Here is a 24,797-nt window from a genome sequence, read left to right as displayed (position 1 = left end):
ATGACCGGTCTTTATATTCCTGAGTTGGGCCACCTGGCGATGATCCTGGCCTTGTGTTTCTCCATCGTTCAGGCGGTGGTGCCTTTGCTCGGTGCCTGGCGTGGTGATCGTTTGTGGATGAGCCTGGCCCAGCCGGCGGCGTGGGGGCAGTTCGCTTTCATGTTGTTCGCCTTCGGGTGCCTGACCTACGCGTTCATGGCCGATGATTTTTCCGTAGCCTACGTTGCCGGCAACTCCAACAGCGCCTTGCCTTGGTATTACAAGTTCAGCGCGGTGTGGGGTGCCCATGAAGGGTCTCTGTTGCTCTGGGCATTGATCCTCGCCGGCTGGACCTTCGCGGTCTCGGTGTTCTCCCGGCAGTTGCCCCAGGTGATGCTGGCCCGGGTGCTGGCGGTGATGGGGATGATCAGCATCGGTTTCCTGTTGTTCCTGATCGTGACCTCCAACCCGTTCGAGCGCATCCTGCCCCAGGTGCCGATGGATGGCCGTGACCTCAACCCGTTGCTGCAGGACATCGGTCTGATCGTTCACCCGCCGATGCTCTACATGGGTTACGTCGGATTTTCCGTGGCCTTCGCCTTCGCCATCGCCGCGCTGCTGGGCGGTCGTCTCGATGCCGCATGGGCGCGCTGGTCGCGCCCCTGGACCATCGTCGCCTGGGCCTTCCTGGGCGTTGGCATCACCCTTGGTTCGTGGTGGGCCTACTACGAACTGGGCTGGGGCGGCTGGTGGTTCTGGGATCCGGTGGAAAACGCCTCCTTCATGCCCTGGCTGGTGGGCACCGCGCTGATTCACTCCCTGGCCGTCACGGAAAAACGTGGCGTGTTCAAGAGCTGGACCGTGCTGTTGGCCATCGCGGCATTCTCCCTGAGCCTGCTGGGAACCTTCCTGGTGCGTTCCGGGGTACTGACTTCGGTGCATGCCTTTGCCTCCGACCCTGAGCGTGGGGTGTTCATCCTGATGTTCCTGCTGTTCGTGGTCGGCGGCTCGTTGACGCTGTTCGCCTTGCGGGCGCCGGTGGTGAAAAGCCAGGTCGGTTTCAACCTCTGGTCCCGGGAAACCCTGTTGCTGGGCAACAACCTGGTGCTGGTGGTCGCGGCGTCGATGATCCTGCTGGGCACGCTGTACCCGCTGGTGCTCGACGCGCTGACCGGCGCCAAGCTGTCGGTCGGACCGCCGTACTTCAATGCCTTGTTCATTCCGCTGATGGCGATCTTGATGGTGGTCATGGCTGTCGGCATGCTGGTGCGCTGGAAAGACACGCCGGTCAAATGGCTGATGAACATGCTGACGCCCGTGCTGTTGGGCACTGCTGCCCTGGCCGTCATCGCCGGGATCGCGTATGGCGATTTCAACTGGGCGGTGCTGGCGACCTTCATGCTGGCGGCCTGGGTGTTGCTGGCCGGCGTCAGGGACATCTTCGACAAGACCCGCCACAAGGGCCTGATCAAGGGCCTGCCAACCCTGACCCGCAGCTACTGGGGCATGCAGCTCGCTCACCTGGGTATCGCGGTCTGCGCCTTGGGCGTGGTGCTGTCCAGCCAGAACAGCGCCGAGCGCGACCTGCGCCTGGCACCCGGGGAGTCCATGGATCTGGGTGGCTACCAGTTCGTGTTCGAGGGTGCCAAGCATTACGAAGGCCCGAACTTTACGTCCGACAAGGGCACCGTGCGGGTGCTGCGCGACGGTCAGCAAGTGACGGTGCTGCATCCTGAAAAACGCCTCTACACCGTGCAGAATTCGGTGATGACCGAAGCCGGGATCGATGCCGGCTTCACCCGCGACCTCTATGTAGCGCTGGGTGAGTCTTTGGGCGATGGCGCGTGGGCGGTGCGGGTCCACGTCAAGCCGTTCGTGCGCTGGATCTGGTTCGGTGGCCTGCTTACCGGCCTGGGTGGCGTGCTGGCGGCACTGGATCGTCGCTATCGGGTCAAGGTAAAAAACCGGGTGCGTGAAACCCTGGGCATGACGGGAGCCCCTGCATGAAACGTTGGTTGATGCTGTTGCCGCTGGCGCTGTTTCTGTTGATGGCGGTGTTTTTGTACCGGGGGCTCTACCTGAACCCGGCCGAATTGCCGTCGGCGATGATCGGCAAGCCGTTCCCTGAATTTTCCCTGCCGTCGGTGCAGGGCGACAAGACACTGACGCGGGCGGACCTGCTGGGCAAACCGGCGCTGGTCAATGTCTGGGGCACCTGGTGCATTTCCTGCCGGGTCGAACATCCGGTATTGAACAAACTGGCCCAGAACGGCGTGGTGATCTACGGCGTCAACTACAAGGACGTCAATGCCGATGCCTTGAAATGGCTGGCCGAGTTCCATAACCCGTATCAACTGGACATTCGCGATGAAGAAGGCTCCCTGGGCCTGAACCTGGGCGTCTACGGGGCGCCGGAAACGTTCTTCATCGACGCCAAGGGGGTCATCCGCGACAAGTTCGTCGGCGTGATCGACGAACAGGTCTGGCGCGAGAAACTGGCCGCCAAGTATCAGGCGCTGGTCGATGAGGCCAAGCCATGAAGCGCTGGTTAGCAGCCGTCATCCTCGGGGTGAGCCTGGCTGGCGTGGCCCACGCCGCCATCGACACCTACGAATTCGCCAACGAGGGCGAGCGCGAGCGGTTTCGTGAACTGACCAAGGAACTGCGCTGCCCCAAGTGCCAGAACCAGGACATCGCCGATTCCAACGCCCCGATTGCCGCCGACCTGCGCAAGGAAATTTTCCGCATGCTCGGCGAGGGCAAGGACAACCAGCAGATCATCGACTTCATGGTGGACCGCTACGGTGAGTTCGTACGCTACAACCCGGCCTTGACCTCCAAGACCGCGCTGCTCTGGTTTGGCCCCGCCGGACTGTTGTTCGGTGGTGTCGTGGTCATCGCGGTGATTGTGCGCCGTCGTCGGGTCCAGCGCACGGCTGCCCCGGACACGCTTTCTGTCGAAGAGCGCCAGCGCCTCGACCAACTGTTGGATAAAACCAAGCATGATTGATTTCTGGCTCGCCGCAGGTCTGCTTCTCCTGGTTGCCCTGAGTTTTCTGTTGATCCCCGTATTGCGCGTTCGCCGCGCCCAGCGTGAAGAGGACCGTACCGCACTCAACGTGGCGCTGTACCAGGAGCGCGTCGCCGAGTTGCAGTCCGAACAGGAAGAGGGCGTGCTGAACGCCGCGCAACTGGACACCGGCCGCGCCGAAGCCGCTCGTGAGCTGCTCGCCGACACCGAAGGCGCCGATGCGCCGCGCGAGTCTCGCTTGGGTAAGCCGTTGCCGTTGCTCGCTGCCGTGCTGGTGCCGGTGCTGGGCCTGGGGCTGTATCTGCATTTCGGCGCCAGCGACAAGGTCGAACTGACCCGTGAATTCGCCCAGGCGCCGCAGTCGATGGAAGAAATGACCCTGCGCCTGGAACGCGCAGTGGCTGCGCAACCGGATAACGCCGAAGGCTTGTATTTCCTCGGCCGCACTTACATGGCGCAGGACCGACCGGCGGATGCGGCGAAGGTCTTCGAGCGCACCGTGGCGGTGGCCGGTCGCCAACCCGAGCTGTTGGGCCAGTGGGCTCAGGCGCAGTATTTCGCCGATGGCAAGAAATGGTCGGACAAGGTCCAGGCCCTGACCGACGAGGCGCTCAAGCTCGATCCCAAGGAAGTCACCAGCCTGGGCCTGTTGGGAATCGCCGCGTTCGAAGGCGAGCGCTATCAGGAGGCCATTGATTACTGGGGCCGTCTGCTCGCGCAATTGCCGGAAGGCGACAAGTCTCGTGAGGCGCTGCAGGGCGGCATCACTCGCGCCACCGAGAAGCTTGAAGCCAGCGGCGGCAAGGTCGCCCAGGCGCCAGTGACCAAGGCTGCGGCATTGCTCAAAGTGCGCGTCGAGCTGGCGCCAGCGCTCAAGGCCAAGGTGCAACCGGGCGACAGCGTGTTCATCTTTGCCCGCGCCGCTTCCGGCCCGCCGGCGCCGCTGGCGGCCAAGCGCCTGACGGTCGCTGACCTGCCTGTTACCGTGGAGCTGGGCGATGCGGACGCCATGATGCCGCAACTGAAACTGTCGAACTTCCCCGAAGTCCAACTGGTGGCGCGCATTTCCCGGGCCGGTCAGCCGACCGCTGGCGAATGGATCGGCCGCAGCAAGCCTCTGGCGAGCAGCACCACGGCGCAGCAACAACTGACTATCGACAGCCCGGACCAATAACAGGAATTCGCACCATGACCGCCATCGCTCGTATCACCCTGCTCACGCTCGTCCTGGGCCTGAGTGCTTGTGCGGTCCAGCGTCCGCCGCAGCCGTCGGCGCCGCTGCCTCCCATCCCGTCTTCCGGCCCGGCCACCAAACCGGGGCCTTCGACCGCCCCAAGCAAGCCTGTCACGCCGAACACACCGGCCAAGCCGTTGCCTCGTACTTCCGCCAGCTTCGCCCCACCACCCGGGGGCAATAGCCACTGGGACGCGAAACTTGGGGTCTATGTGCTGGACAACCACACCAACACCTTCTATCGCCAGCGCACCTATTACCGCTGGAGCAACGGCTGGAGCCGCTCCATCAGCCCGAACGGGCCGTGGGAAGAAACCAACATCGAAGGCGTTCCGGCGGGGTTGGGGCGTCAATTCCACTAAGAGAGACCACCCTGTGGCGAGCCGGCTCGCTCCTGCCTGGGCTCTGTAGGAGCTGTCGAGTGAAGCGAGGCTGCGATCTTTCACCAAGACCCAAGCGTTTGTGAAAAGATCGCAGCCTCGCTTCACTCGACAGCCCCTACGCAGTTTCGCCGGTGATGAGTCTTCAAGGTTCGACCTGTCATGCCCGGCGTCGTAGAATGCGCGCCTTTGCGAGCCTTCACCGGCCAACCGCGTATTTATCGGAGCACCTGACCATGACGACTACCCCGACCGGCGACTACCTGGAAACCCTCTACGAAGGCTACGGCCAGCGTTTTCGGATGGACAAGCTGCTGCACGAGGTGCGCACCGAGCACCAGCACCTGGTGATTTTCGAGAACCCGCGCATGGGCCGGGTGATGGCGCTGGATGGCGTGATCCAGACCACCGAAGCCGACGAATTCATCTACCACGAAATGCTGACCCACGTACCGATCCTTGCCCACGGCGCGGCCAAGCGCGTGTTGATCATCGGCGGTGGCGACGGTGGCATGTTGCGTGAGGTGACCAAGCACCTGGGCGTCGAGCACATCACCATGGTGGAAATCGACGGCACCGTGGTGGACATGTGCAAGGAGTTCCTGCCCAACCACTCCAAAGGCGCCTACGACGACCCGCGGCTGAACCTGGTGATCGACGACGGCATGCGTTTCGTCTCTACCACCCAGGAGAAGTTCGACGTCATCATTTCCGACTCCACCGACCCGATCGGTCCGGGTGAAGTGTTGTTTTCGGAAAACTTCTACCAGGCCTGTCACCGCTGCCTGAACGAAGGCGGCATTCTGGTGACCCAGAATGGCACGCCGTTCATGCAACTGGGCGAAGTACAAACCACCGCCGGGCGTCTGCGTGGACTGTTTGCCGACTGGCATTTCTACCAGGCCGCCGTGCCGACCTACATTGGTGGCGCCATGACTTTCGCCTGGGGCTCGACGAATAGCGCCTTTCGCAAGCTGTCCCGCGAAACCTTGCGCGAGCGTTTCATTGGCAGCGGCATCGTTACCCGCTACTACAACCCCGAAATTCACATCGGCGCGTTCGCCATGCCGCAGTACGTCTTGCAAGCGATCAACAAGCCAAGTAACGACTGATCAGGATTCACACCGACCTGTGGCGGGGGAATGTATCCCCTGACCACAGTGAGGTTCGGCACAGACCCATCGGGCAATCCGCGGCTTTTGTATTTCCGAACATTCATTGAACAAAATTTTCACAGGACCTTGCGGACAATCCCGGCGCTTGTTGCCGTCGGTGAATGAATGGCGATGCCCAGCCATTCATACAACGCACGCGCACTCGCGAGACCCAGGGACCCGGGTGATGGTCGGCATAGGACACGCCGTTGTTCTATTCGCCCTCCCATCCCATTAGGTCCTTACACGACATGGCAATCCCGGACGCCCTGAGTCAGCAACGCACCACGCATCGCTTGCTGCAACCGACCGTCAAATCGCACCTGTCCTACACGTTGCTCTGTGCCCTGGTCTTGATGATCATGTTCAGCCTGTTGCGCGTGGCGTTGCTGGCCTACAACCGCGAAATGATCCTCGACACCCCGGCCTCGACCTTCGTTGAAGCGTTCGTCAATGGTCTGCGTTTTGACCTGCGTCTGGTGATCTACCTGTGTGTCCCACTGCTGCTGGCATTGTTCAGCGCACGGGCGATGGCGGCCCGCGGGTTTTTTCGTTTCTGGCTGACCGTGACCGCCAGCATCGCGCTGTTCCTCGGCCTGATGGAGATGGACTTTTATCGCGAGTTTCACCAGCGTCTCAACGGCCTGGTCTTCCAGTATGTGCAGGAAGACCCGAAAACCGTAATGAGCATGCTCTGGTATGGTTTCCCGGTGGTGCGCTACCTGTTGGCGTGGGCCGTGGGCACGGTGATTCTCAGTATGGCGTTCAAAGGCGCCGACCGCGCCACCCGACCGCGCGGACCGTTCAGTGGCGGCACCATCGGCATACGTCAGGTTGCTCCGTGGTACGGGCGTGTCGCGGTGTTCATGGTCTGTTTGGTCGTGGCCGTGGGAGCCGCCCGGGGCACAATGCGCCAGGGGCCGCCCCTGCGCTGGGGGGACGTCTACACCACCGATTCGAACTTTGCCAATCAGTTGGGCCTTAATGGCACGTTGTCGCTGGTGGCAGCGGCCAAGAGCCGGATGTCCGAACACCGTGACAATATCTGGAAAGCCACCCTCGAGCAGCCCGTGGCACAGCAGACGGTACGTGACATGTTGGTGATGCCCGACGACAAACTGGTCGATGCAGACACCGCTGCCGTACGTCGCGACTACACGCCACCCGCCGACAAGACTTTGCCGATCAAGAACGTGGTCGTGATTCTCATGGAAAGCATGGCGGGTCACTCGGTCGGTGCCCTGGGCGCGCCGGGCAATATCACGCCTTACTTGGACAAGCTGTCCAAGGAAGGTCTGTTGTTTGACCGCTTCTTCTCCAATGGCACCCACACCCACCAGGGCATGTTCGCCACCATGGCGTGCTTCCCGAACCTGCCGGGCTTCGAGTATTTGATGCAGACACCTGAAGGCAGCCACAAGTTTTCGGGGCTGCCACAACTGCTCAGCGCCCGTGACTACGACGACGTGTATGTCTACAACGGCGACTTCGCCTGGGACAACCAGTCGGGTTTCTTCAGCGGCCAGGGCATGACCACTTTCATCGGGCGTAATGATTATGTGAACCCGGTGTTCTCCGACCCGACCTGGGGCGTGTCCGACCAGGATATGTTCGACCGTAGTCTGATCGAACTCAAGGCACGGGAAAACGGCAAGCCGTTCTATGCGTTGCTGCAAACCCTGTCCAACCATACGCCGTATGCGCTGCCGACACCGTTGCCGGTGGAGCCGGTCACCGACCGTGGCAGCCTGAATACGCATCTGACTGCCATGCGTTATTCCGATTGGGCGCTGGGCCAGTTCTTCGAAAAAGCACGCAAGGAGGCTTATTTCAAGGAAACGCTGTTTGTCATCGTCGGTGACCACGGCTTTGGTAACGAGCACCAGATTACCGAAATGGACTTGGGCCGTTTCAACGTACCGATGCTGTTGATCGGGCCGGGTATCCAGGAAAAGTTCGGCCAGCGCAACCACACCGTGGGCACTCAGGTCGATATCGTCCCGACCATCATGGGCCGTATTGGCGGGCCAGTGCGTAACCAGTGTTGGGGCCGCGATCTGTTGAACCTGCCGTCAGGCGACAGTGGATTTGGCGTGATCAAACCGTCGGGCAGCGACCAGACCACCGCGATCATCCGCGACGACAAAATCCTGGTGCTGCCAAAGGAAAAGGAAATGGCGCCGAAGATGTACCGCTACCAACTCGGTGCCAACCCGCGGGCGGATCTCATCCCGAACGCAGCGGACGCGGCCGAAATGAAGTTGAAACTTGAAGCGTTTCTGCAGACCGCCACCAAGAGCCTGCTGGATAACACCGCCGGCGTGGTGGATGGCGTACCGGACTGAGCAGTGCAGCGCATAAAAAAAGAGGCCTTAACGGGCCTCTTTTTTTTGTCACTTAGTGGTTCATATCTTGCCCAGTAATAGCAGAATCAACAGCACTACCAGTACGACACCGATGATTCCGGACGGACCGTAACCCCAACTTCTGGAGTGCGGGAAGACCGGCAGGCCACCGATCAGCAGGAGGATCAGGATAATGATGAGTATTGTGCCCATTGTTGATTTCCTTATTGGTCAGTTCTGGAGTGATGCAACTTTCAACTACCAGCACGCATGCGTTAAATCCGGGCGGCTTAATAAGTACGACCGTAGCGCCCTGTAGAAAATTCAAAGTCTTTTTGGGGCGTGAAAGAACCCGTTTTTTGGGAGTAACGCGTGCTCGCGCTGCAAGCGACACCATCTTCCAGAACTGCCTCGCGCCGATCGCGAGCAAGCTTTGCTCCCACAGGCGGTTCCACTGGGTTGTTCCCTCAAAACCTATCAAGGTTTGCCCCCGCCATTCAGCAATCTGATGGAGCGTGGGTGCGGCGGGGTCCTTCGCTACACTCGGCTCATCTCTCCCGGAACAACAAGGCTGTTTGCTATGCAAAATCGCATGATGATTACCGGTGCCGGTTCTGGCCTGGGTCGCGAAATCGCGCTGCGCTGGGCCCGCGAAGGCTGGCGACTGGCCTTGTCGGATGTCAGTGAACCGGGCGTTCAGGAAACCCTCAGGCTGGTGCGTGATGCCGGCGGCGATGGTTTCGTTCAGCGCTGTGATGTGCGCGACTACAGCCAACTGACGGCGTTTGCCCAGGCCTGCGAAGAGAAATTCGGCGGCATTGACATCATCGTCAACAATGCCGGCGTAGCCTCCGGCGGATTCTTCAGTGAGCTGTCCCTGGAGGATTGGGACTGGCAGATCGCGATCAACCTGATGGGCGTGGTCAAGGGTTGCAAGGCGTTCTTGCCGTTGCTGGAAAAAAGCCACGGCAAGATCATCAACATCGCCTCCATGGCCGCCCTGATGCAGGGCCCGGCCATGAGCAACTACAACGTGGCCAAGGCCGGCGTGGTGGCGCTGTCGGAAAGTTTGTTGATCGAACTGGCGCAGCAGGAAGTCGGTGTGCATGTGGTGTGCCCGTCGTTTTTCCAGACCAATCTGCTGGATTCCTTCCGCGGCCCGACCCCGGCGATGAAAGCCCAGGTTGGCAAGTTGCTGGAAAGCTCGCCGATCAGCGCGGCCGATATTGCCGACTACATCTATGAACAGGTCGCCCAAGGCCAGTTCATGATCCTGCCCCACGAGCAAGGCCGCATGGCCTGGGCCCTCAAGCAGAAGAATCCGCAGTTGCTCTACGACGAAATGACCGTCATGGCCGACAAGATGCGCGCCAAGGCTCGACAGAACCCGAGTTGACCTGGGTGCCCGGCGTCCTCAGGATGGCGGCATTCGGCCCTCCTGATGGACGCTCCCATGCTCAACTACTTTTGGTTTCTTCTCGCTGCGCTGTTTGAAATCGCCGGCTGCTACGCGTTCTGGATGTGGCTGCGCCAGGGCAAGAGCGCCTGGTGGATCGCGCCGGCGCTGCTGAGTCTTACGCTGTTCGCCCTGTTGCTGACCCGCATCGAAGCGACTTACGCCGGGCGTGCCTTCGCCGCCTATGGCGGTATCTATATCATCGCCTCGATCGGCTGGCTGGCCGTGGTGGAGCGAGCGCGGCCGCTGAGCTCCGACTGGGTGGGTGTGGCGCTCTGCGTGCTGGGTGCGAGTGTGATTCTGTTCGGTCCGCGGATTTCGGCCGCTTGAATAAACCCGCTATCTGACAGGGTTTTGCAGGAAGTTTCCTTCAGTTGCCAGAGTGTTGTTTGTAGGGCATTACTGAATTCTTGAGGGTGTCTTGAGAACCTCAAGCGGGCCGGGCATGGTCAAGGTCCAGATATTCTTAAGGACAAGAACCATGCTCGTACTTAGCCGCGCTGTGGGTGAACTGATTTCCATCGGTGATGATATTTCCGTCCGAGTGCTCTCGGTCAACGGCAGCACTGTTCGTTTCGGCGTGGAAGCGCCACGGCATATCGACGTGCATCGCTCCGAGATATACGAAAAGATTCAGAAAAAAAGGGCCCAGGCCAGTCGCAAGGTCTGTTCAGTCGAATAGATGCTTGGGCACGTCGTGCTTGAGCATCAACTGGCACTGTTCGCTTTCCGGGTCGAAGACGATCATCGCCTGGCCTTTGGTCAAGGCCTGCCGGACCCGCAACACGCGGGTCTCCAGCGGCGTGTCATCGCCATTGTCGGTGCCGTCGCGGGTCACGAAATCTTCGATCAGGCGAGTGAGCGTGTCGACTTCGAGTTGGTCGTAAGGGATCAGCATGGGGTACCTCGGCTAGACAATGTCGCGATGCTACGACCAAAGGGCTTTTGCGGCTAGCCTGGCTTGGGGCTTGCGATGTCTGTTGCGGCGCCATCGCGAGCAGGCTCGCTCCCACAGTTGGCCGGCGTCGAGCACCCACTTTATGCTCAACGAAGGTCTCCTTGTGGGAGCGAGCCTGCTCGCGATGGCGTCATGACTGGCACTGAGATTCTGGAATCTTTGCTCAGTTATCCGACCGCTGCCCAATCAAGCTGTCCACCGATGGCACCCGGGTATCGCTTTCCATCTGCGCATCGTGTTCGAGTTGATGGCTGAAGCGGTCCAGTGAACCCTGGGCCGGTTGGGCGTCGCTGGCGAATACCGGTGGGCTGAGGATGTAGGCGCCCAGCAGGCGGCTCAGGGCGGCGAGGCTGTCGATGTGAGTGCGTTCGTAGCCATGGGTGGCGTCGCAGCCGAAGGCGAGCAGGGCGGTGCGGATATCGTGGCCGGCGGTGACGGCGGAATGGGCGTCGCTGAAGTAATAACGGAACAGATCGCGGCGCGCCGGCAGTTCGTTTTCCCTGGCCAGCTTCAGCAAGTGCCGGGACAGGTGATAGTCATAGGGCCCGCCGGAATCCTGCATCGCCACGCTCACCGCGTGTTCGCTCGAGTGCTGGCCCGGTGCGACCGGCGCGATATCGATGCCGACGAACTCGCTGACATCCCAAGGCAGAGCCGCCGCCGCGCCGCTGCCGGTTTCTTCGGTAATGGTGAAGAGCGGGTGGCAGTCGATCAACAGCTCTTCGCCGCTGTCGACAATTGCCTTGAGCGCCGCCAGCAGCGCCGCGACCCCGGCTTTGTCGTCCAGGTGCCGGGCGCTGATATGGCCACTCTCGGTGAATTCCGGCAAAGGGTCGAAAGCCACATAATCGCCAATGCCCACCCCCAGCGTTTCGCAATCGGCGCGGGTGGTGCAGTAGGCGTCCAGGCGCAGTTCGATGTGGTCCCAGCTGATGGGCATTTCATCCACGGCGGTATTGAATGCATGCCCGGACGCCATCAACGGCAGTACGCTGCCGCGGATCACGCCCGTGTCGGTAAACAGGCTGACTCGACTGCCCTCGGCAAACCGGCTGGACCAGCAGCCCACGGGAGCCAGGGTCAGGCGCCCGTTGTCCTTGATGGCGCGCACCGAGGCGCCGATGGTGTCCAGGTGAGCCGACACGGCCCGGTCGGGGCTGCTCTTGCGGCCCTTGAGGGTGGCGCGGATCGTGCCGCGCCGGGTCATTTCAAACTCGATACCCAATTCTTCGAGCCGCTCGGCGACATAGCGCACGATGGTGTCGGTGAAGCCGGTGGGGCTGGGAATGGCGAGCATTTCCAGCAGGACCTTTTGCAGGTATTCGAGATCCGGTTCGGGAATTTTGCTGATCATGGAAACTCCTCCAGGAAGGTTTAAGTAAGGGAAACCTGTGGCGAGGGAGCTTGCTCCCGCTCGACCGCGAAGCGGTCGCCGTTCAGATATCCGGCCTGTCCCACAAACCCGGTAATAGATGGAGGGGGCTGCTTCGCAGCCCAGCGGGAGCAAGCTCCCTCGCCACAGAGAAAAGGCCTAGGCCACCGCCTGACTATGGGGAAACAATAAATCCACAAAGCGTTCGGCAGTGGGTTGCGGTTCGTGGTTGGCCAGGCCAGCGCGTTCGTTGGCTTCGATGAACACGTATTCGGGCTGATCGGCCGCCGGCACTAACAGGTCGAGGCCAACCATGGGGATATCCAGCGCCCGCGCGGCGCGTACTGCGGCTTCGCTCAGGGTCGGATGGAGGATGCCCGTGACATCTTCCAGCACGCCGCCGGTATGAAGGTTCGCCGTACGCCGTACGAACAAATGTTTGCCGGCGGGCAGCACACTGTCGTAGTCATAGCCTGCCGCGCTCAATGTGCGTTGGGTCTCGGCGTCCATCGGAATCTTGCTTTCACCCCCCGTGGCCGCTTGTCGCCGGCGGCTCTGGGCTTCGATCAGCGCACCGATGGTGTGCCGACCGTCGCCGATCACCTCCGCCGGCCGCCGAATCGCCGCTGCCACCACTTCAAAGCCGATCACCAGCACGCGCAGGTCCAGGCCTTCGTGGAAGCTTTCCAGCAGCACCCGAGTGTCGAACTGGCGGGCTGTTTCAATCGCGCCCTGCACCTCTTCAATCGTGCGCAGATCCACCGCTACCCCTTGGCCCTGTTCACCGTCCAGAGGCTTGACCACCACCCGTTCGTGCTCATCGAGAAATGCCAGGTTGTCATCGGCATTGCCTGCCAACTGTTGGGCCGGCAAGTTCAAGCCTGCGTTCTTCAGCACCTTGTGGGTCAGGCTTTTGTTCTGGCACAGGGTCATGCTGATAGCGCTGGTCAGGTCGCTGAGGGATTCACGGCACCGGACCCGGCGACTGCCATGGACCAGGGTAAACAATCCACCTTCGGCGTCGTCCACCTGGACTTCGATGCCCCGGCGGTGAGCTTCTTCGACAATGATGCGCGCATAAGGATTGAACTGCGCCTCGGGGCCTGGCCCGAGGAACAGCGGCTGGTTGATGCAATTCTTGCGTTTGATGGCGAACGTCGAAAGATTTCGAAACCCGAGTTTGGCGTAGAGACTTTTCGCCAGGCGATTGTCGTGCAGCACCGACAGATCCAGGTAACTCAGGCCACGGCTCATGAAGTGCTCGATGAGGTGGCGCACCAGCACTTCACCGACGCCGGGCCGCGAACACTGCGGATCCACGGCCAGGCACCAGAGGCTGCTGCCGTTTTCAGGGTCGTTGAAGGCTTTCTGATGATTCAGGCCCATGACGCTGCCGATCACCGCGCCGGTGTCATCATCTTCGGCCAGCCAGTAGACCGGCCCGCCCTCATGACGCGGCGTGAGCCGTTGCGGATCGATGGGTAGCATGCCCCGGGCCTGATACAGCAGGTTGATCGCTTGCCAGTCGGCATCGCTCTGGGCCCGGCGAATCCGGAACCCGCGAAATACCCGGGTGGCCTGGCGATAGTCGCTGAACCACAGGCGCAAGGTGTCGGATGGATCGAGAAACAGCTGCGCCGGCTCCAGCCCGAGTATTTGCTGGGGCGCGGCGACGTACAAGGCAATGTCGCGCTCGCCGGATTGTTCATTGAGCAGCTCTTGGGCCAGGCTCGCCGGGTCCGGGAAGGTGTGGCCGATCAGCAATCGGCCCCAGCCGCAGTGCACCGCGATCGGGTCGGCGCCCAGTTCGCTGCCGTCTTCGGCCAGGCGTGCCTGCAGACGTTCATAGGAGGGCGCCTGGCCCCGCAGCAGGCGTTGATTGTGGGGTTTCATCGATCAGATTCCTTGCTCGCTGAGCCACAGGTTCAGCGCAGCCAGTTGCCACAGCCTTGAGCCGCGCAACGGGGTGAGCTGGCCGTTGGGGTCGGTCAGCAGTCGATCAAGCATCGCCGGGTTGAACAGGCCGCGATCCTGGCTCGGATCCAGCAGCAGTTCCCGGACCCAGGCCAAGGTGTTGCCTTCCAGATGCTTGAGACCCGGTACAGGGAAATAGCCTTTTTTGCGGTCGATGACCTCGCCGGGGATCACCCGTCGGGCGGCTTCCTTGAGGACTTGTTTGCCACCGTCGGGCAGCTTGAATTTCGCCGGGACCCGCGCCGAGAGCTCCACCAGTCGGTAATCCAGGAATGGCGTGCGCGCTTCCAGGCCCCAGGCCATGGTCATGTTGTCGACGCGCTTGACCGGGTCGTCCACCAGCATCACGGTGCTGTCCAGGCGCAGGGCCTTGTCCACCGCGGCGTCGGCGCCCGGCTGGGCGAAGTGTTCCTTGACGAAGTCGCCGGCCGCGTCGTTGGCCGTCAGCCATTTGGGCTGCACGGTGGCGGCATATTCCTCGTAGCTGCGATCGAAGAATGCGGCGCGATAGGCCGCGTACGGGTCACTGGCGCCGTCCACCTGTGGATACCAGTGGTAACCGGCGAACAGTTCATCGGCGCCCTGACCGCTTTGCACCACTTTGCAATGCTTGGACACTTCCCGCGACAGCAGGTAGAAGGCGATGCAGTCGTGACTGACCATCGGCTCGCTCATGGCACGAAACGCCGCCGGCAGTTGTTCGATGATTTCTTTTTCGTCGATGCGCAACTGGTGGTGGTGAGTGCCGTAGTGCTTGGCGATCAAGTCCGAATACTGGAACTCGTCACCGCGCTCGCCACCGGCATCCTGGAAGCCGATGGAGAATGTGGAAAGGTTTTCTACACCAACCTCGCGCAGCAGGCCCACCAGCATGCTCGAGTCCACACCGCCGGAAAGCAGCACGCCCACATCCACAGCGGCACGCTGACGAATGGCAACCGCTTCGCGGGTGCTGTCGAGTACGCGGTCGATCCAGTCTTGCAGGTTCAGGTTTTGCTCATCGGCCCGTGGGCCGTAGGGCAGGGTCCACCAGGTTTTCTGTTCGGTGGTGCCGTCGGCTTCGACCCGCATCCAGGTGGCGGGTGGGAGCTTTTCAACGCCGGCCAGCAAGGTGCGGGGTGCCGGGACCACGGCATGGAAGTTCAGGTAATGGTTCAGCGCCACCGGGTCGAGCATCGGGCTGATGTCACCGCCCTTGAGCAGCGCCGGCAACGCCGAGGCAAAGCGCAGGCGCTGGCCGGTGCGCGACAGGTACAGCGGCTTGACGCCGAGACGGTCGCGGGCGATGAACAGCCGCTTGGCGTCACGCTCCCAGATGGCGAAGGCAAACATGCCATTGAGCTTGGGTAATAGTGCTTCGCCCCAGGCGTGATAGCCCTTGAGCAGCACTTCGGTGTCGCCACCGGAATAGAAGGCGTAGCCCAGGCCTTCCAGCTCGGCGCGCAATTCAGGGTAGTTGTAGATCGCGCCGTTGAAGGCCAGGGACAGGCCCAGTTGATTGTCGATCATTGGCTGGGCCGAGCCGTCGGACAGGTCCATGATTTTCAGGCGCCGATGGCCCAGGGCAATGGGGCCCTGACTGTGGAAACCCCACGCGTCGGGGCCGCGAGGGGCCAGGTGATGGGTGATTCGCTCTACGGCCGCAAGGTCCGCAGGTTGTTGATCGAAACGTAACTCTCCAGCTAATCCGCACATAGGTCCTTACCGGTTTTTCCGTTGGGGAGGGTCAAACAGCATACGCCAAAATGGCGGGTACTTTGAAACTGACCGATGGGATTGGCGTGAGTTTTAGATCAATGCGTTATAAGCCGATGGGTGGGGCTGCAGGGATTGCCGCGCGATTCAAGCATAAGAGGACCCTGACCCTGTGGGAGCTGAGCTTGCTCGCGATAGCGGCGTATCAGTCTACTAAGATGCTGGCTGATCTACCGCAATCGCGAGCAAGCTCAGCTCCTACAGGGTTTGTGGTGTGTCCCCCACAGGGTTTGTGGTGTGTCTGCGATCTGCGCTAGGCCTTGCCCCGAACCAGCGCCCGCAACGCAAACCGGTTCGGATGGCAGGCCTCGGCCACGCTTCGGGGCAGGGGCAAAGGTTCGTTGTCCAGCCAGGCGGCAATCAACTCGCCCGACAACGGCGCGGTGATCAGGCCCCGGGAACCGTGGCCGCTGTTGATGTACAAGCCATCGAGCCAGGGACATGGACAGTCCGGCACCTGGCGGGCGTCCTTGCTCAGCGCCGAATACGCCTGGGTGAAGGCCTGACTCTCAGCCAAGGGGCCGACAATCGGCAAATAATCCGGGCTGGTGCAACGGAACGCCGCGCGGCCCTGAAGGTGTTCCGGGTCCAGGGTGCTGGCGTCCAGGCGCTCTACCAGATCAGTGGAGATTTGCTCCAGCATCTGCAGGTTACCGGCGTGCTCGGCGGCGGTGGGGGTCAGGTCGTCGTTCTTGAAATCGAAACTGGCACCCAGGGTGTGCTCGCCTAACCGTGCCGGGGCCACGTAGCCTTCGGCGCAGACCACCGTGCGCAATGCCTGGCTGCGTACGGTTTGCGACAGGCGGGTGATTTGTCCGCGAATGCGCTTGAGGGGCAACTCGGCGGCCGCGTCGAAGCGTTTGATCTCGGCGGCGCTGGCAAGGATCACTACCGGTGCGCTGGCCAGGCAACGCCCGCCATCCCAGGCCTGCCACTGACCATCAACGCGCCGCAGCTCCAGGACTTCATGGTGGGCGTGTACCTCAATCTCGGCGGCGGATGCCTGCCAGCGGCACAGTGCGGGCGGATGTACCCAGCCGCCTTGCGGGTAAAACAGACCGCCACAGGCCAGGCCGATACCGGACTGCGCCTCGGCCTGGGGCTGATCCAGGACATGCAGCAAATCCTCGGCAAAGGCCTCGGCCAATTGCGCCTGGCGCTCGGCTTCCTTGTCGCTGAAGGCCAGTTGCAAGACACCGCAGCCGTCCCAGTCAACACCACGCTGCAGATGTTCGAGCAGGCGCCGGGTGTAACCGAAACCGCTGAGGATCATTTGCGACAAGGCGGTGCCATGGGCCGAAAGCTTGAGATACAGCACGCCCTGCGGGTTGCCGGACGCTTCTTCGGCCAACCCGGCATGCCGTTCCAGCAGCGCCACCTGCCAGCCACGGGCCGCGAGGCTGGACGCGCTGGCGCAACCGGCCAGGCCGCCACCGATCACCAGGGCCCGACGCTCGCCGCTGTGCGCAGCGGGGCGGGCGTACCAGGGTTTTACCGGGGGCGGTGTGGGCGTCAGTTGCGGCCAACCGAGAAACATCCCGCGCAGGATTTCCCATTTGTGGCCGATGCCTGGCGTGCGTTTCATCTTGAAGCCTGCCGCATTCAATAACCGTCGCACCCAGCCGGTGCTGGTGAAGGTGCTGAGGGTCGCGCCGGGGGCGGCCAACCGCGCCAGTTCGGCAAACAGCTCGGCGGTCCACATCTCGGGATTTTTCGCCGGCGCGAAACCGTCCAGGAACCACGCATCGATTTGCGCATCCAGTTGCGGCAATTGCTCCAGGGCATCGCCGATCAACAACGTCAGGGTGACCCGGCCACCTGCCAGCGTCAGGCGCTGGAAGCCTTGATGGATTGCGACGTACTGCGCAAGCAATTGATCCGCCTGAAGCTTGAGTGGCGGCCACAAGTCCAGTGCCCGGCGCAGGTCGGGCGGGCTCAAGGGGAATTTTTCGACACTGACAAAATGCAGCCGCGCCCCGGCCGGTGCGCACTGCTCGAACAACTGCCAGGCGCAGAGAAAATTCAGCCCGGTGCCAAACCCGGTCTCGCCGATCACCAGCCGCCCGTCGTCCGGCAGCGCGGCAAAACGCTCGGCCAGGTTGTTTTGTTCAAGGAACACGTAGCGGGTTTCTTCCAGGCCCGACTGGTCGGAAAAATACACATCGTCGAACACCCGGGAGCGCGGGCGACCCTGATCGTCCCAGTCGAGTTGGGCGTGGTGCTGTACGGGTGTCATGGCAGGCTCGGTGAAAACTGGGAGGGTATTCTAGCCGATCGATTACCGATTGCTCCCATGCGTATGCATCTGTAGGAGCTGTCGAGTGCAACGAGGCTGCGATCTTGTCCCAAACAATTGAGTGGAAAGCGAACGATCAAGATCAAAAGATCGCAGCCTCGCTTCGCTCGACAGCTCCTACACACAAACATACGGGGGGGCGTCCAATCCGCTAGTCTTGCCCCATTCCCTGGAAGGAGCTGTCCATGTTCGAATCCGCTGAAATCGGTCACGTCGTTGATAAAGACACGTATGACGCCCAAGTGCCGGCACTGCGTGAGGCGTTGCTCGAAGCCCAGTACGAGCTGCACCAGCAGAGTCGTTTTCCGGTCATTGTGCTGATCAACGGCATCGAAGGGGCGGGCAAGGGCGAGACGGTGAAATTGCTCAACGAATGGATGGATCCGCGGTTGATCGAAGTGCGCACGTTCGATCAACAGACCGACGAGGAACTGGCGCGGCCACCGGCCTGGCGCTATTGGCGGATGCTGCCGGCCAAGGGGCGCATGGGGATTTTCTTTGGCAATTGGTACAGCCAGATGTTGCAGGGGCGCGTTCATGGCCAGATCAAGGACCCACGGCTCGATCAGGCCATCAATGGGGCTGAGCGCTTGGAGAAAATGCTCTGCGACGAAGGCGCGCTGATCTTCAAGTTCTGGTTCCACCTGTCCAAGAAACAGATGAAAGCCCGGCTCAAGGGGCTCAAGGACGACCCGCTGCACAGCTGGCGCATCAGCCCGCTGGACTGGCAGCAATCCCAGACCTACGACAAGTTCGTCAAATACGGTGAGCGTGTACTGCGCCGAACCAGTCGTGACTACGCCCCATGGCATGTGATCGAAGGCATGGACAGCTGTTATCGAAGCCTTACGGTCGGACGGATCTTGCTCGAAGGGATGCGCCAGGCCCTGGACCGATCAAAGATCAAGGCGGAGAAGGTCAACGTGGCGCCACTGCCGCCGCTGGACGACCAAATCACGCTGTTGGACAGCCTGGACATGACCCTGCGCCTGGATAAGGCCGATTACGAAGAACAACTGATCACCGAGCAGGCGCGGTTTTCCGGGCTGCTGCGCGACAAGCGCATGCGCCGCCATGCCCTGGTGGCGGTGTTTGAAGGTAACGATGCGGCGGGCAAGGGGGGAGCCATCCGGCGGGTCGCGGCGGCCCTCGACCCGCGCCAGTACAGCATCGTGCCGATTGCCGCGCCCACCGAGGAAGAGCGCGCCCATCCCTACATGTGGCGGTTCTGGCGGCATATCCCGGCGCGGGGCAAGTTCACCGTGTTCGACCGCTCCTGGTATGGCCGGGTGCTGGTGGAGCGGGTCGAAGGTTTTTGCAGCAAGGCCGACTGGCTGCGGGCCTACGGCGAAATCAACGATTTCGAGGAGCAGATTGCCGATGCCGAAGTCGTGGTCGTCAAATTTTGGCTGGCCATCGACAAGGAGACTCAACTGGAGCGCTTCCAGGAGCGCGAGGAGATCCCCTTCAAACGCTTCAAGATTACCGAAGACGACTGGCGCAACCGTGACAAATGGGATGACTACCGGGCGGCGGTGTGCGACATGGTCGACCGCACCAGTACTGAGATTTCTCCCTGGACGCTGATAGAAGCCAACGACAAACGCTGGGCGCGGGTCAAGGTGTTGCGCACGCTCAATGAAGCGCTGGAGGAGGCGTTCGAGCGCTCTGGGAAGCAGGCCCGCAAGGCGAGGAAGGGCAGGTAGCGGACGATGGGAGCGCATACGCGGGGTGAATGATTGTCGCGCTCGGTTATGCAGTGGATTTATGCTCGATTCACTCCTAACCGACAACAACAATTGAGGTACAGCCATGCGTGAAGTGGTGATCGTCGACAGCGTGCGGACCGGCCTGGCCAAATCCTTTCGCGGCAAGTTCAACATGACCCGTCCGGACGACATGGCGGCCCATTGTGTCGATGCATTGTTGGCGCGCAACGGGATTGATCCAGCCAGCGTCGAGGACTGTATCGTCGGCGCCGGTTCCAACGAGGGCGCCCAGGGCTATAACATCGGTCGTAACGTGGCGGTACTTTCGCAATTGGGCATCGGCACCGCCGGCATGACCCTCAACCGCTTCTGTTCCTCGGGCTTGCAGGCCATCGCCATCGCCGCCAACCAGATTGCCTCCGGTTGCAGCGACATCATCGTTGCCGGTGGCGTGGAATCCATCAGCCTGACGATGAAAAGCGTCAATACCGATCACCTGATCAACCCGCTGCTCAAGGAGCAAGTGCCGGGGATTTATTTCCCCATGGGCCAGACCGCCGAGATCGTCGCCCGCCGTTATCAGGTCAGCCGTGAAGAACAGGACCGCTACGCCTTGCAGAGCCAGCAACGCACTGCCCAGGCCCAGGCGACCGGGCTGTTCAACGACGAGATCGTACCGATGGCGGTCAAGTACAAGGTCGAGGACAAGAACAGCGGTGCGGTGCAGATTCTCGACGGCGTGGTCGATCGCGACGATTGCAACCGCCCCGACACTACCTATGAAAGCCTGGCGGGCTTGAAACCGGTGTTCGCTGAAGACGGTTCGGTGACGGCGGGCAACTCGTCGCAGTTGTCCGACGGGGCCTCGATGACCCTGGTAATGAGCCTGGAAAAAGCCCTGGCCCTGGGGCTCAAGCCCAAGGCTTTTTTCCGTGGCTTTACCGTGGCCGGTTGCGAACCGGACGAAATGGGTATCGGTCCGGTGTTTTCGGTACCAAAATTGCTCAAGGCCAAGGGTTTGCAGATCGCCGATATCGACCTGTGGGAACTCAATGAGGCCTTCGCATCCCAATGCCTCTACAGCCGCAACCGGCTGGAAATCGATAACGAGAAGTACAACGTCAACGGCGGTTCGATTTCCATCGGCCACCCGTTCGGCATGACCGGTTCGCGCCAAGTGGGGCACCTGGTGCGTGAGCTGCAACGGCGCAGCCTGCGCTACGGTATCGTGACCATGTGCGTGGGAGGCGGGATGGGAGCCACGGGGTTGTTTGAGGCGGTTCGTTAATCGCCACGGCGCTGGTTGAATTCAGCTTATGGCGTCACGGGCTTTTGTGGCGAGGGAGCTTGCTCCCGCTCGGCTGCGAAGCAGTCGTCAGCCTTTAGGTACACGGTGTATTGGGGGCATTGGGGCCGCTTTGCGGCCCAGCGGGAGCAAGCTCCCTCGCCACACATAAATCCTCGCGCACAGATGTTGTGATTCAAGCTCCAGGGGGCGGGTTGAGCTCAACTAGGGAAGTGGCGTTCAACTGGCTTGGAACACTGACCTGCATCCGCGCGATATACGCTTTTATCTCCCGTTCTGCCGCCTCGCGGCTGGCGAACGGGCCTTCCTGGGTGCCTTCCCGGGTATTGAAATAAAACTCGCCGTTTACCCGGCAGATCCGGTCACTGCGAAAAATCGTCGTAGGGGCAGGATCCTGGGCGCGTTTGCCAAACATGGCGGGTCTCCAAAAGGGCAGCGAAGTCGGTTTATCTGAGCTTATGTGCAGTCCTTGATTCGCGCCTGGCCAGGCGATCGACGGCAACGACCCGTACAGTCTCATGGACGTCCACGACCTAACTGTCCCTGTGTCCCCGCGCAATCCGCGCCTAGAATGGAGGCTCTTTGTCTTGAGCTTCGAGGATTGCATGCACATATCGTCCGGTCGCTGGGTCTACGGCCTGCTCCTCGCCCTGCTGACCGCCCTGCTGTGGGGCATTCTGCCGATCAAGCTCAAGCAAGTGCTGCAAGTGATGGACCCGGTCACCGTGACCTGGTTTCGCTTGCTGGTGTCTGGCGGCTTGCTGTTCATCTATCTGACGGCCACCGGGCGTTTGCCCAGTCGCAAGGTGCTGGGCCCTCGCGGCGGCTGGCTGGTGGCGATGGCGGTGCTGGGGCTGGTCGGCAACTACGTGTTGTACCTGATGGGCCTCAATCGCTTGAGCCCCGGCACCGCGCAACTGGTGGTGCAGATGGGGCCGATCATGTTGCTGGTCGCCAGCCTGTTTGTGTTCAAGGAGCGTTTCAGCGTGGGGCAGGGCATCGGCCTGCTGGTGTTGTTGATCGGTTTCGCGCTGTTTTTCAACCAGCGCCTCGGCGAACTGCTGACTTCCTTGAGCGATTACACCGCCGGGGTGCTGATGGTGTTGCTGGCGTCGACGGTCTGGACCTTCTATGCCCTGGGCCAGAAGCAACTGTTGACGGTGTGGAACTCGTTGCAGGTCATGATGGTGATCTACCTGTTCTGCGCGCTATTGCTCACGCCCTGGGTGCATCCGCTGGAGGCGCTGCAACTGAGCCCGTTGCAAGGCTGGCTACTGCTTGCTTGTTGCCTCAATACGCTGATCGCCTACGGCGCGTTTGCCGAGGCCCTGGCTCACTGGGAAGCGTCACGGGTCAGCGCGACCCTGGCTATCACCCCGCTGGTGACCTTCGCCGCAGTGGCGTTGGCAGCCTGGTGGTGGCCCGATTACGTGCATGCCGAGCAGATCAATCTGTTGGGGTATGGCGGGGCGGTACTGGTGGTGTTGGGTTCGGCGCTGGTTGCCCTGGGGCCTTCGCTGATTGCCGGGCTCAGGGCCCGGCGCGGGCGACTGGCTGTCGGGCGATAGACCGCGACTGCAAGAAGAACAGCTCTTTTGTGGGAGCGAGCCTGCTCGCGATAGCGGCCTGGTAGTCGACAATGATGTCGAGCCGACCGGCCTCATCGCGAGCAGGCTCGCTCCCACAGGGGGGCTGTGTTGAGCGCACTCTTTGCGCCCAACGAAGCACACATCTCAGCCCTGGCTACCCGCCTCCAGCATATTTTCCGGCCGCACCCAGGCATCGAACTCTTCATCGGTCAGATACCCCAGCTGCAAGGCCGCTTCGCGCAGGGTCAGCCCTTCGCCGTAGGCTTTCTTGGCGATTTCGGCGGATTTGTCGTAGCCGATGTGTGGGTTCAGGGCGGTGACCAACATCAAGCCACGTTCCAGATGCGCCGCCATCTGCTCGGCATCCGGTTCGAGCCCGGCGATGCAGTGCTGCTGGAAATTGCTGCAGCCATCGGCCAGCAGCCGGATCGACTGCAGCAGGTTGTGAATGATCACCGGCTTGAACACGTTCAGTTGCAAATGGCCCTGGCTGGCGGCGAAACCGATGGTCACGTCATTGCCCATGACCTGGCAGGCGAGCATCGACAAGGCTTCGCACTGGGTCGGATTGACCTTGCCGGGCATGATGGAACTGCCGGGCTCATTGGCCGGCAGTTTCACTTCGGCGAACCCGGCGCGTGGCCCGGAACCCAACAGGCGCAGATCATTGGCAATCTTCATCAGGGTCACGGCCAGGGTCTTCAGCGCGCCGGACAACGTGGTCAGGGGCTCATGGCCGGCCAACGCCGCGAACTTGTTGGGCGCGGTGACAAATGGCAGGCCGGACAGCGCCGCCAGTTCAGCGGCAATTGCTTCGCCGAAACCGTGGGGCGAATTGAGCCCGGTGCCCACTGCCGTGCCGCCCTGGGCAAGCTCGCAAACCGCTGGCAGCGCTGCGCGGATCGCCCGTTCGGCGTAATCGAGCTGGGCGATGAAGGCCGACAGTTCCTGGCCGAAGGTGATCGGCGTGGCATCCATCATGTGGGTGCGACCAGTCTTGACCAGTTTCATATGGCGCGCCGCCAGCTCTGCCAACGCGCCGGACAACTCGGCGATCGCCGGCAGTAATTGCTGATGGACAGCCTGGGCGGCGGCGATGTGCATGGCGGTGGGGAAACAGTCGTTGGAACTCTGGGAGCGATTGACGTGATCGTTCGGGTGGACCGGGCTCTTGCCGCCGCGCGGATTGCCCGCCAGCTCGTTGGCGCGCCCGGCGATCACTTCGTTGGCGTTCATGTTGCTTTGGGTTCCGCTGCCGGTCTGCCAGACCACCAGCGGGAATTGGTCGTCATGCTGGCCGGCCAGGACTTCGTCGGCGGCCTGTTCGATCAGGCGCGCGATGTCGGCGGGCAAGTCGCCATTGCGGTCATTGACCCGCGCGGCGGCTTTCTTGATCAGCGCCAGGGCGTGCAGCACCGACAGCGGCATGCGTTCGTTGCCAATGGCAAAGTTGATCATGGAGCGCTGCGTCTGGGCGCCCCAGTAGGCTTCATCCGGGACTTCAACCTGGCCAAGGCTGTCGGTTTCGATACGGCTCATCGGGTCAAACTCCTGTAGGTCTGAATGCGCAGTTTAGGCCCTGAAGGGCGGCACGGGTTCCCTCAATCGTTTTTCTATCGGTCCGGCCCGTCAATCGGACGCGCAGAGCAATGGGGTTGAGGCCCGGCGTTTATTAGGCGCAGAATGATCGCCCTTGGGGTTTTACCTCGCCTGTAGAAAAGGAAACTCGATGACCCGTCTTCGTGCCATCTGTACCGCAGTTGCTCTGGTGTGTGCCAGCGGTCCTGTTTTTGCCGATACCGCCAGCCACAACGCCAGTGCCGAAGAGTTCCTGACCCTGGCGCACGCTGACAAACTGGGTACCCCGGTGTACATGCAAGTGCAGCAGATGTTCGCCCAGCGCTTTGAACAGACCAAGGCCCCCGAGTCGAAAAAAGCCACCCTCGAAACCTACCAGGCCAAGGCCAACGCCGCGCTGGACCAGGCCATCGGCTGGAAGAAGCTCAAGCCGGACATGGTCAAGCTCTATACCTCCAACTTCAGCGAGCCGGAACTCAAGGAGCTGGTGTCCTTCTACCGCTCGCCCCTGGGCAAGAAAGTCCTGGAAAAAATGCCTCAGCTGACCCAGCAATCGGCCCAGTTGACCCAGGCCAAGCTGGAAAGCGCGGTGCCGGTGGTCAACAAGCTGCTGGCGGACATGACTGCTGAACTTGAGCCAAAAGCCGCCCCTGCCAAGAAAAAGCCGTAAGCGGAGCCCGG

The 24,797-nt window shown here is 61.6% G+C and carries 22 protein-coding genes; 14 read left to right on the top strand and 8 right to left on the bottom strand.

Annotated features, from left to right (window positions below; all coding sequences use genetic code 11):
• The 7 genes from MA884_RS16365 to MA884_RS16335 all read left to right on the top strand — a co-directional run bounded on the left by MA884_RS16365 (position 1) and on the right by MA884_RS16335 (position 8,123).
• A complete protein-coding gene (locus MA884_RS16365; protein WP_256231483.1) occupies positions 1 to 1,986 on the top strand; it encodes a heme lyase CcmF/NrfE family subunit in 1,986 nt (661 codons plus the stop codon).
• A complete protein-coding gene (locus MA884_RS16360; RefSeq protein WP_047226276.1) occupies positions 1,983 to 2,519 on the top strand; it encodes a DsbE family thiol:disulfide interchange protein in 537 nt (178 codons plus the stop codon). Before MA884_RS16365 ends, MA884_RS16360 begins: the two co-directional genes overlap by 4 nt.
• Complete coding sequence (locus MA884_RS16355) at positions 2,516 to 2,989, top strand: cytochrome c-type biogenesis protein (RefSeq protein WP_256231482.1); 474 nt, start codon at positions 2,516 to 2,518, stop codon at positions 2,987 to 2,989. Before MA884_RS16360 ends, MA884_RS16355 begins: the two co-directional genes overlap by 4 nt.
• On the top strand, positions 2,982 to 4,184 hold the full coding sequence (ccmI, locus tag MA884_RS16350; protein WP_256231480.1) for a c-type cytochrome biogenesis protein CcmI: 1,203 nt from the start codon (positions 2,982 to 2,984) through the stop codon (positions 4,182 to 4,184). Before MA884_RS16355 ends, ccmI begins: the two co-directional genes overlap by 8 nt.
• A 14-nt stretch (positions 4,185 to 4,198) precedes the next feature.
• Positions 4,199 to 4,606 (top strand): hypothetical protein, encoded by a 408-nt coding sequence (locus tag MA884_RS16345; protein ID WP_256231479.1) that lies wholly within the window; start codon positions 4,199 to 4,201, stop codon positions 4,604 to 4,606.
• Positions 4,607 to 4,860: 254 nt separating this feature from the next.
• Positions 4,861 to 5,736, top strand: coding sequence for a polyamine aminopropyltransferase (speE, locus tag MA884_RS16340; RefSeq protein ID WP_256231478.1), 876 nt, complete (start codon positions 4,861 to 4,863; stop codon positions 5,734 to 5,736).
• Between the two features lie 293 nt (positions 5,737 to 6,029).
• The gene (locus MA884_RS16335) at positions 6,030 to 8,123 is read left to right on the top strand and encodes an LTA synthase family protein (protein WP_256231477.1); all 2,094 of its coding nucleotides are present in this window, start codon (positions 6,030 to 6,032) and stop codon (positions 8,121 to 8,123) included.
• A gap of 60 nt (positions 8,124 to 8,183) precedes the next feature.
• Here MA884_RS16335 and MA884_RS16330 read toward each other — a convergent pair whose 3' ends face one another.
• Positions 8,184 to 8,336, bottom strand: coding sequence for a DUF3309 family protein (locus MA884_RS16330; RefSeq protein ID WP_018606531.1), 153 nt, complete (start codon positions 8,334 to 8,336; stop codon positions 8,184 to 8,186).
• Positions 8,337 to 8,703: 367 nt separating this feature from the next.
• On the opposite strand from MA884_RS16330, the gene MA884_RS16325 reads away from it, so the two are divergent.
• The 3 genes from MA884_RS16325 to csrA all read left to right on the top strand — a co-directional run bounded on the left by MA884_RS16325 (position 8,704) and on the right by csrA (position 10,261).
• Entirely contained in the window at positions 8,704 to 9,519 is an 816-nt protein-coding gene (locus MA884_RS16325) for an SDR family oxidoreductase (RefSeq protein ID WP_256231476.1), read from the top strand.
• A 57-nt stretch (positions 9,520 to 9,576) separates the two neighbouring features.
• Positions 9,577 to 9,909, top strand: coding sequence for a YnfA family protein (locus tag MA884_RS16320; protein WP_256231475.1), 333 nt, complete (start codon positions 9,577 to 9,579; stop codon positions 9,907 to 9,909).
• Positions 9,910 to 10,060: 151 nt separating this feature from the next.
• Positions 10,061 to 10,261 carry a carbon storage regulator CsrA gene (gene csrA, locus MA884_RS16315; RefSeq protein ID WP_256231474.1) on the top strand — a complete coding sequence of 67 codons (201 nt, stop codon included), beginning with the start codon at positions 10,061 to 10,063 and terminating at the stop codon, positions 10,259 to 10,261.
• Here csrA and MA884_RS16310 read toward each other — a convergent pair.
• From MA884_RS16310 to mnmC, 5 genes are all read right to left on the bottom strand, one after another.
• Complete coding sequence (locus MA884_RS16310; RefSeq protein ID WP_047226285.1) at positions 10,250 to 10,477, bottom strand: YheU family protein; 228 nt, start codon at positions 10,475 to 10,477, stop codon at positions 10,250 to 10,252. The genes csrA and MA884_RS16310 overlap by 12 nt on opposite strands.
• Before the next feature lie 223 nt (positions 10,478 to 10,700).
• Positions 10,701 to 11,891 carry an osmoprotectant NAGGN system M42 family peptidase gene (locus MA884_RS16305; protein ID WP_047226286.1) on the bottom strand — a complete coding sequence of 397 codons (1,191 nt, stop codon included), beginning with the start codon at positions 11,889 to 11,891 and terminating at the stop codon, positions 10,701 to 10,703.
• 177 nt (positions 11,892 to 12,068) lie between these two features.
• On the bottom strand, positions 12,069 to 13,802 hold the full coding sequence (gene ngg, locus MA884_RS16300) for an N-acetylglutaminylglutamine synthetase (protein ID WP_256231473.1): 1,734 nt from the start codon (positions 13,800 to 13,802) through the stop codon (positions 12,069 to 12,071).
• Positions 13,803 to 13,805: 3 nt separating this feature from the next.
• Positions 13,806 to 15,578 (bottom strand): N-acetylglutaminylglutamine amidotransferase, encoded by a 1,773-nt coding sequence (locus MA884_RS16295; protein WP_256231472.1) that lies wholly within the window; start codon positions 15,576 to 15,578, stop codon positions 13,806 to 13,808.
• Positions 15,579 to 15,891: 313 nt separating this feature from the next.
• Complete coding sequence (mnmC, locus tag MA884_RS16290) at positions 15,892 to 17,874, bottom strand: bifunctional tRNA (5-methylaminomethyl-2-thiouridine)(34)-methyltransferase MnmD/FAD-dependent 5-carboxymethylaminomethyl-2-thiouridine(34) oxidoreductase MnmC (RefSeq protein WP_256231471.1); 1,983 nt, start codon at positions 17,872 to 17,874, stop codon at positions 15,892 to 15,894.
• 245 nt (positions 17,875 to 18,119) lie between these two features.
• On the opposite strand from mnmC, the gene pap reads away from it, so the two are divergent.
• Positions 18,120 to 19,640, top strand: a complete 1,521-nt coding sequence (pap, locus tag MA884_RS16285) for a polyphosphate:AMP phosphotransferase (protein WP_256231470.1) — start codon at positions 18,120 to 18,122, stop codon at positions 19,638 to 19,640.
• A 106-nt stretch (positions 19,641 to 19,746) separates the two neighbouring features.
• A complete protein-coding gene (locus MA884_RS16280; RefSeq protein ID WP_256231469.1) occupies positions 19,747 to 20,931 on the top strand; it encodes a thiolase family protein in 1,185 nt (394 codons plus the stop codon).
• A 193-nt stretch (positions 20,932 to 21,124) separates the two neighbouring features.
• Here MA884_RS16280 and MA884_RS16275 read toward each other — a convergent pair whose 3' ends face one another.
• Positions 21,125 to 21,364 (bottom strand): DUF6316 family protein, encoded by a 240-nt coding sequence (locus MA884_RS16275; RefSeq protein ID WP_256231468.1) that lies wholly within the window; start codon positions 21,362 to 21,364, stop codon positions 21,125 to 21,127.
• Between the two features lie 190 nt (positions 21,365 to 21,554).
• On the opposite strand from MA884_RS16275, the gene MA884_RS16270 reads away from it, so the two are divergent.
• Complete coding sequence (locus MA884_RS16270) at positions 21,555 to 22,517, top strand: DMT family transporter (protein WP_256231467.1); 963 nt, start codon at positions 21,555 to 21,557, stop codon at positions 22,515 to 22,517.
• A gap of 165 nt (positions 22,518 to 22,682) precedes the next feature.
• Here the strand turns inward: MA884_RS16270 and MA884_RS16265 are convergent, their stop codons facing one another.
• Positions 22,683 to 24,077: a class II fumarate hydratase gene (locus MA884_RS16265; protein WP_256231466.1), complete on the bottom strand. Its 1,395-nt coding sequence runs from the start codon at positions 24,075 to 24,077 to the stop codon at positions 22,683 to 22,685.
• 190 nt (positions 24,078 to 24,267) lie between these two features.
• Between MA884_RS16265 and MA884_RS16260 the strand changes: the two genes are divergently transcribed.
• Positions 24,268 to 24,786 (top strand): DUF2059 domain-containing protein, encoded by a 519-nt coding sequence (locus MA884_RS16260; RefSeq protein ID WP_256231465.1) that lies wholly within the window; start codon positions 24,268 to 24,270, stop codon positions 24,784 to 24,786.
• The last annotated feature ends 11 nt before the right edge of the window (positions 24,787 to 24,797 follow it).

The organism is Pseudomonas sp. Q11, from assembly GCF_024494355.1.
GTDB lineage: Bacteria > Pseudomonadota > Gammaproteobacteria > Pseudomonadales > Pseudomonadaceae > Aquipseudomonas > Aquipseudomonas hefeiensis.
Note: the sequence above shows the minus strand (reverse complement) of the source record. Positions and strands in the feature narration are given on the sequence as shown.

Bases quoted from the DNA above. Each gene is read 5' to 3' on its own strand.
- MA884_RS16365 (WP_256231483.1), top strand. From the start codon at position 1: ATGACCGGTCTTTATATTCCTGAGTTGGGCCACCTGGCGATGATCCTG.
- MA884_RS16360 (WP_047226276.1), top strand. From the start codon at position 1,983: ATGAAACGTTGGTTGATGCTGTTGCCGCTGGCGCTGTTTCTGTTGATG.
- MA884_RS16355 (WP_256231482.1), top strand. From the start codon at position 2,516: ATGAAGCGCTGGTTAGCAGCCGTCATCCTCGGGGTGAGCCTGGCTGGC.
- ccmI (WP_256231480.1), top strand. From the start codon at position 2,982: ATGATTGATTTCTGGCTCGCCGCAGGTCTGCTTCTCCTGGTTGCCCTG.
- MA884_RS16345 (WP_256231479.1), top strand. From the start codon at position 4,199: ATGACCGCCATCGCTCGTATCACCCTGCTCACGCTCGTCCTGGGCCTG.
- speE (WP_256231478.1), top strand. From the start codon at position 4,861: ATGACGACTACCCCGACCGGCGACTACCTGGAAACCCTCTACGAAGGC.
- MA884_RS16335 (WP_256231477.1), top strand. From the start codon at position 6,030: ATGGCAATCCCGGACGCCCTGAGTCAGCAACGCACCACGCATCGCTTG.
- MA884_RS16330 (WP_018606531.1), bottom strand. From the start codon at position 8,336: ATGGGCACAATACTCATCATTATCCTGATCCTCCTGCTGATCGGTGGC.
- MA884_RS16325 (WP_256231476.1), top strand. From the start codon at position 8,704: ATGCAAAATCGCATGATGATTACCGGTGCCGGTTCTGGCCTGGGTCGC.
- MA884_RS16320 (WP_256231475.1), top strand. From the start codon at position 9,577: ATGCTCAACTACTTTTGGTTTCTTCTCGCTGCGCTGTTTGAAATCGCC.
- csrA (WP_256231474.1), top strand. From the start codon at position 10,061: ATGCTCGTACTTAGCCGCGCTGTGGGTGAACTGATTTCCATCGGTGAT.
- MA884_RS16310 (WP_047226285.1), bottom strand. From the start codon at position 10,477: ATGCTGATCCCTTACGACCAACTCGAAGTCGACACGCTCACTCGCCTG.
- MA884_RS16305 (WP_047226286.1), bottom strand. From the start codon at position 11,891: ATGATCAGCAAAATTCCCGAACCGGATCTCGAATACCTGCAAAAGGTC.
- ngg (WP_256231473.1), bottom strand. From the start codon at position 13,802: ATGAAACCCCACAATCAACGCCTGCTGCGGGGCCAGGCGCCCTCCTAT.
- MA884_RS16295 (WP_256231472.1), bottom strand. From the start codon at position 15,578: ATGTGCGGATTAGCTGGAGAGTTACGTTTCGATCAACAACCTGCGGAC.
- mnmC (WP_256231471.1), bottom strand. From the start codon at position 17,874: ATGACACCCGTACAGCACCACGCCCAACTCGACTGGGACGATCAGGGT.
- pap (WP_256231470.1), top strand. From the start codon at position 18,120: ATGTTCGAATCCGCTGAAATCGGTCACGTCGTTGATAAAGACACGTAT.
- MA884_RS16280 (WP_256231469.1), top strand. From the start codon at position 19,747: ATGCGTGAAGTGGTGATCGTCGACAGCGTGCGGACCGGCCTGGCCAAA.
- MA884_RS16275 (WP_256231468.1), bottom strand. From the start codon at position 21,364: ATGTTTGGCAAACGCGCCCAGGATCCTGCCCCTACGACGATTTTTCGC.
- MA884_RS16270 (WP_256231467.1), top strand. From the start codon at position 21,555: ATGCACATATCGTCCGGTCGCTGGGTCTACGGCCTGCTCCTCGCCCTG.
- MA884_RS16265 (WP_256231466.1), bottom strand. From the start codon at position 24,077: ATGAGCCGTATCGAAACCGACAGCCTTGGCCAGGTTGAAGTCCCGGAT.
- MA884_RS16260 (WP_256231465.1), top strand. From the start codon at position 24,268: ATGACCCGTCTTCGTGCCATCTGTACCGCAGTTGCTCTGGTGTGTGCC.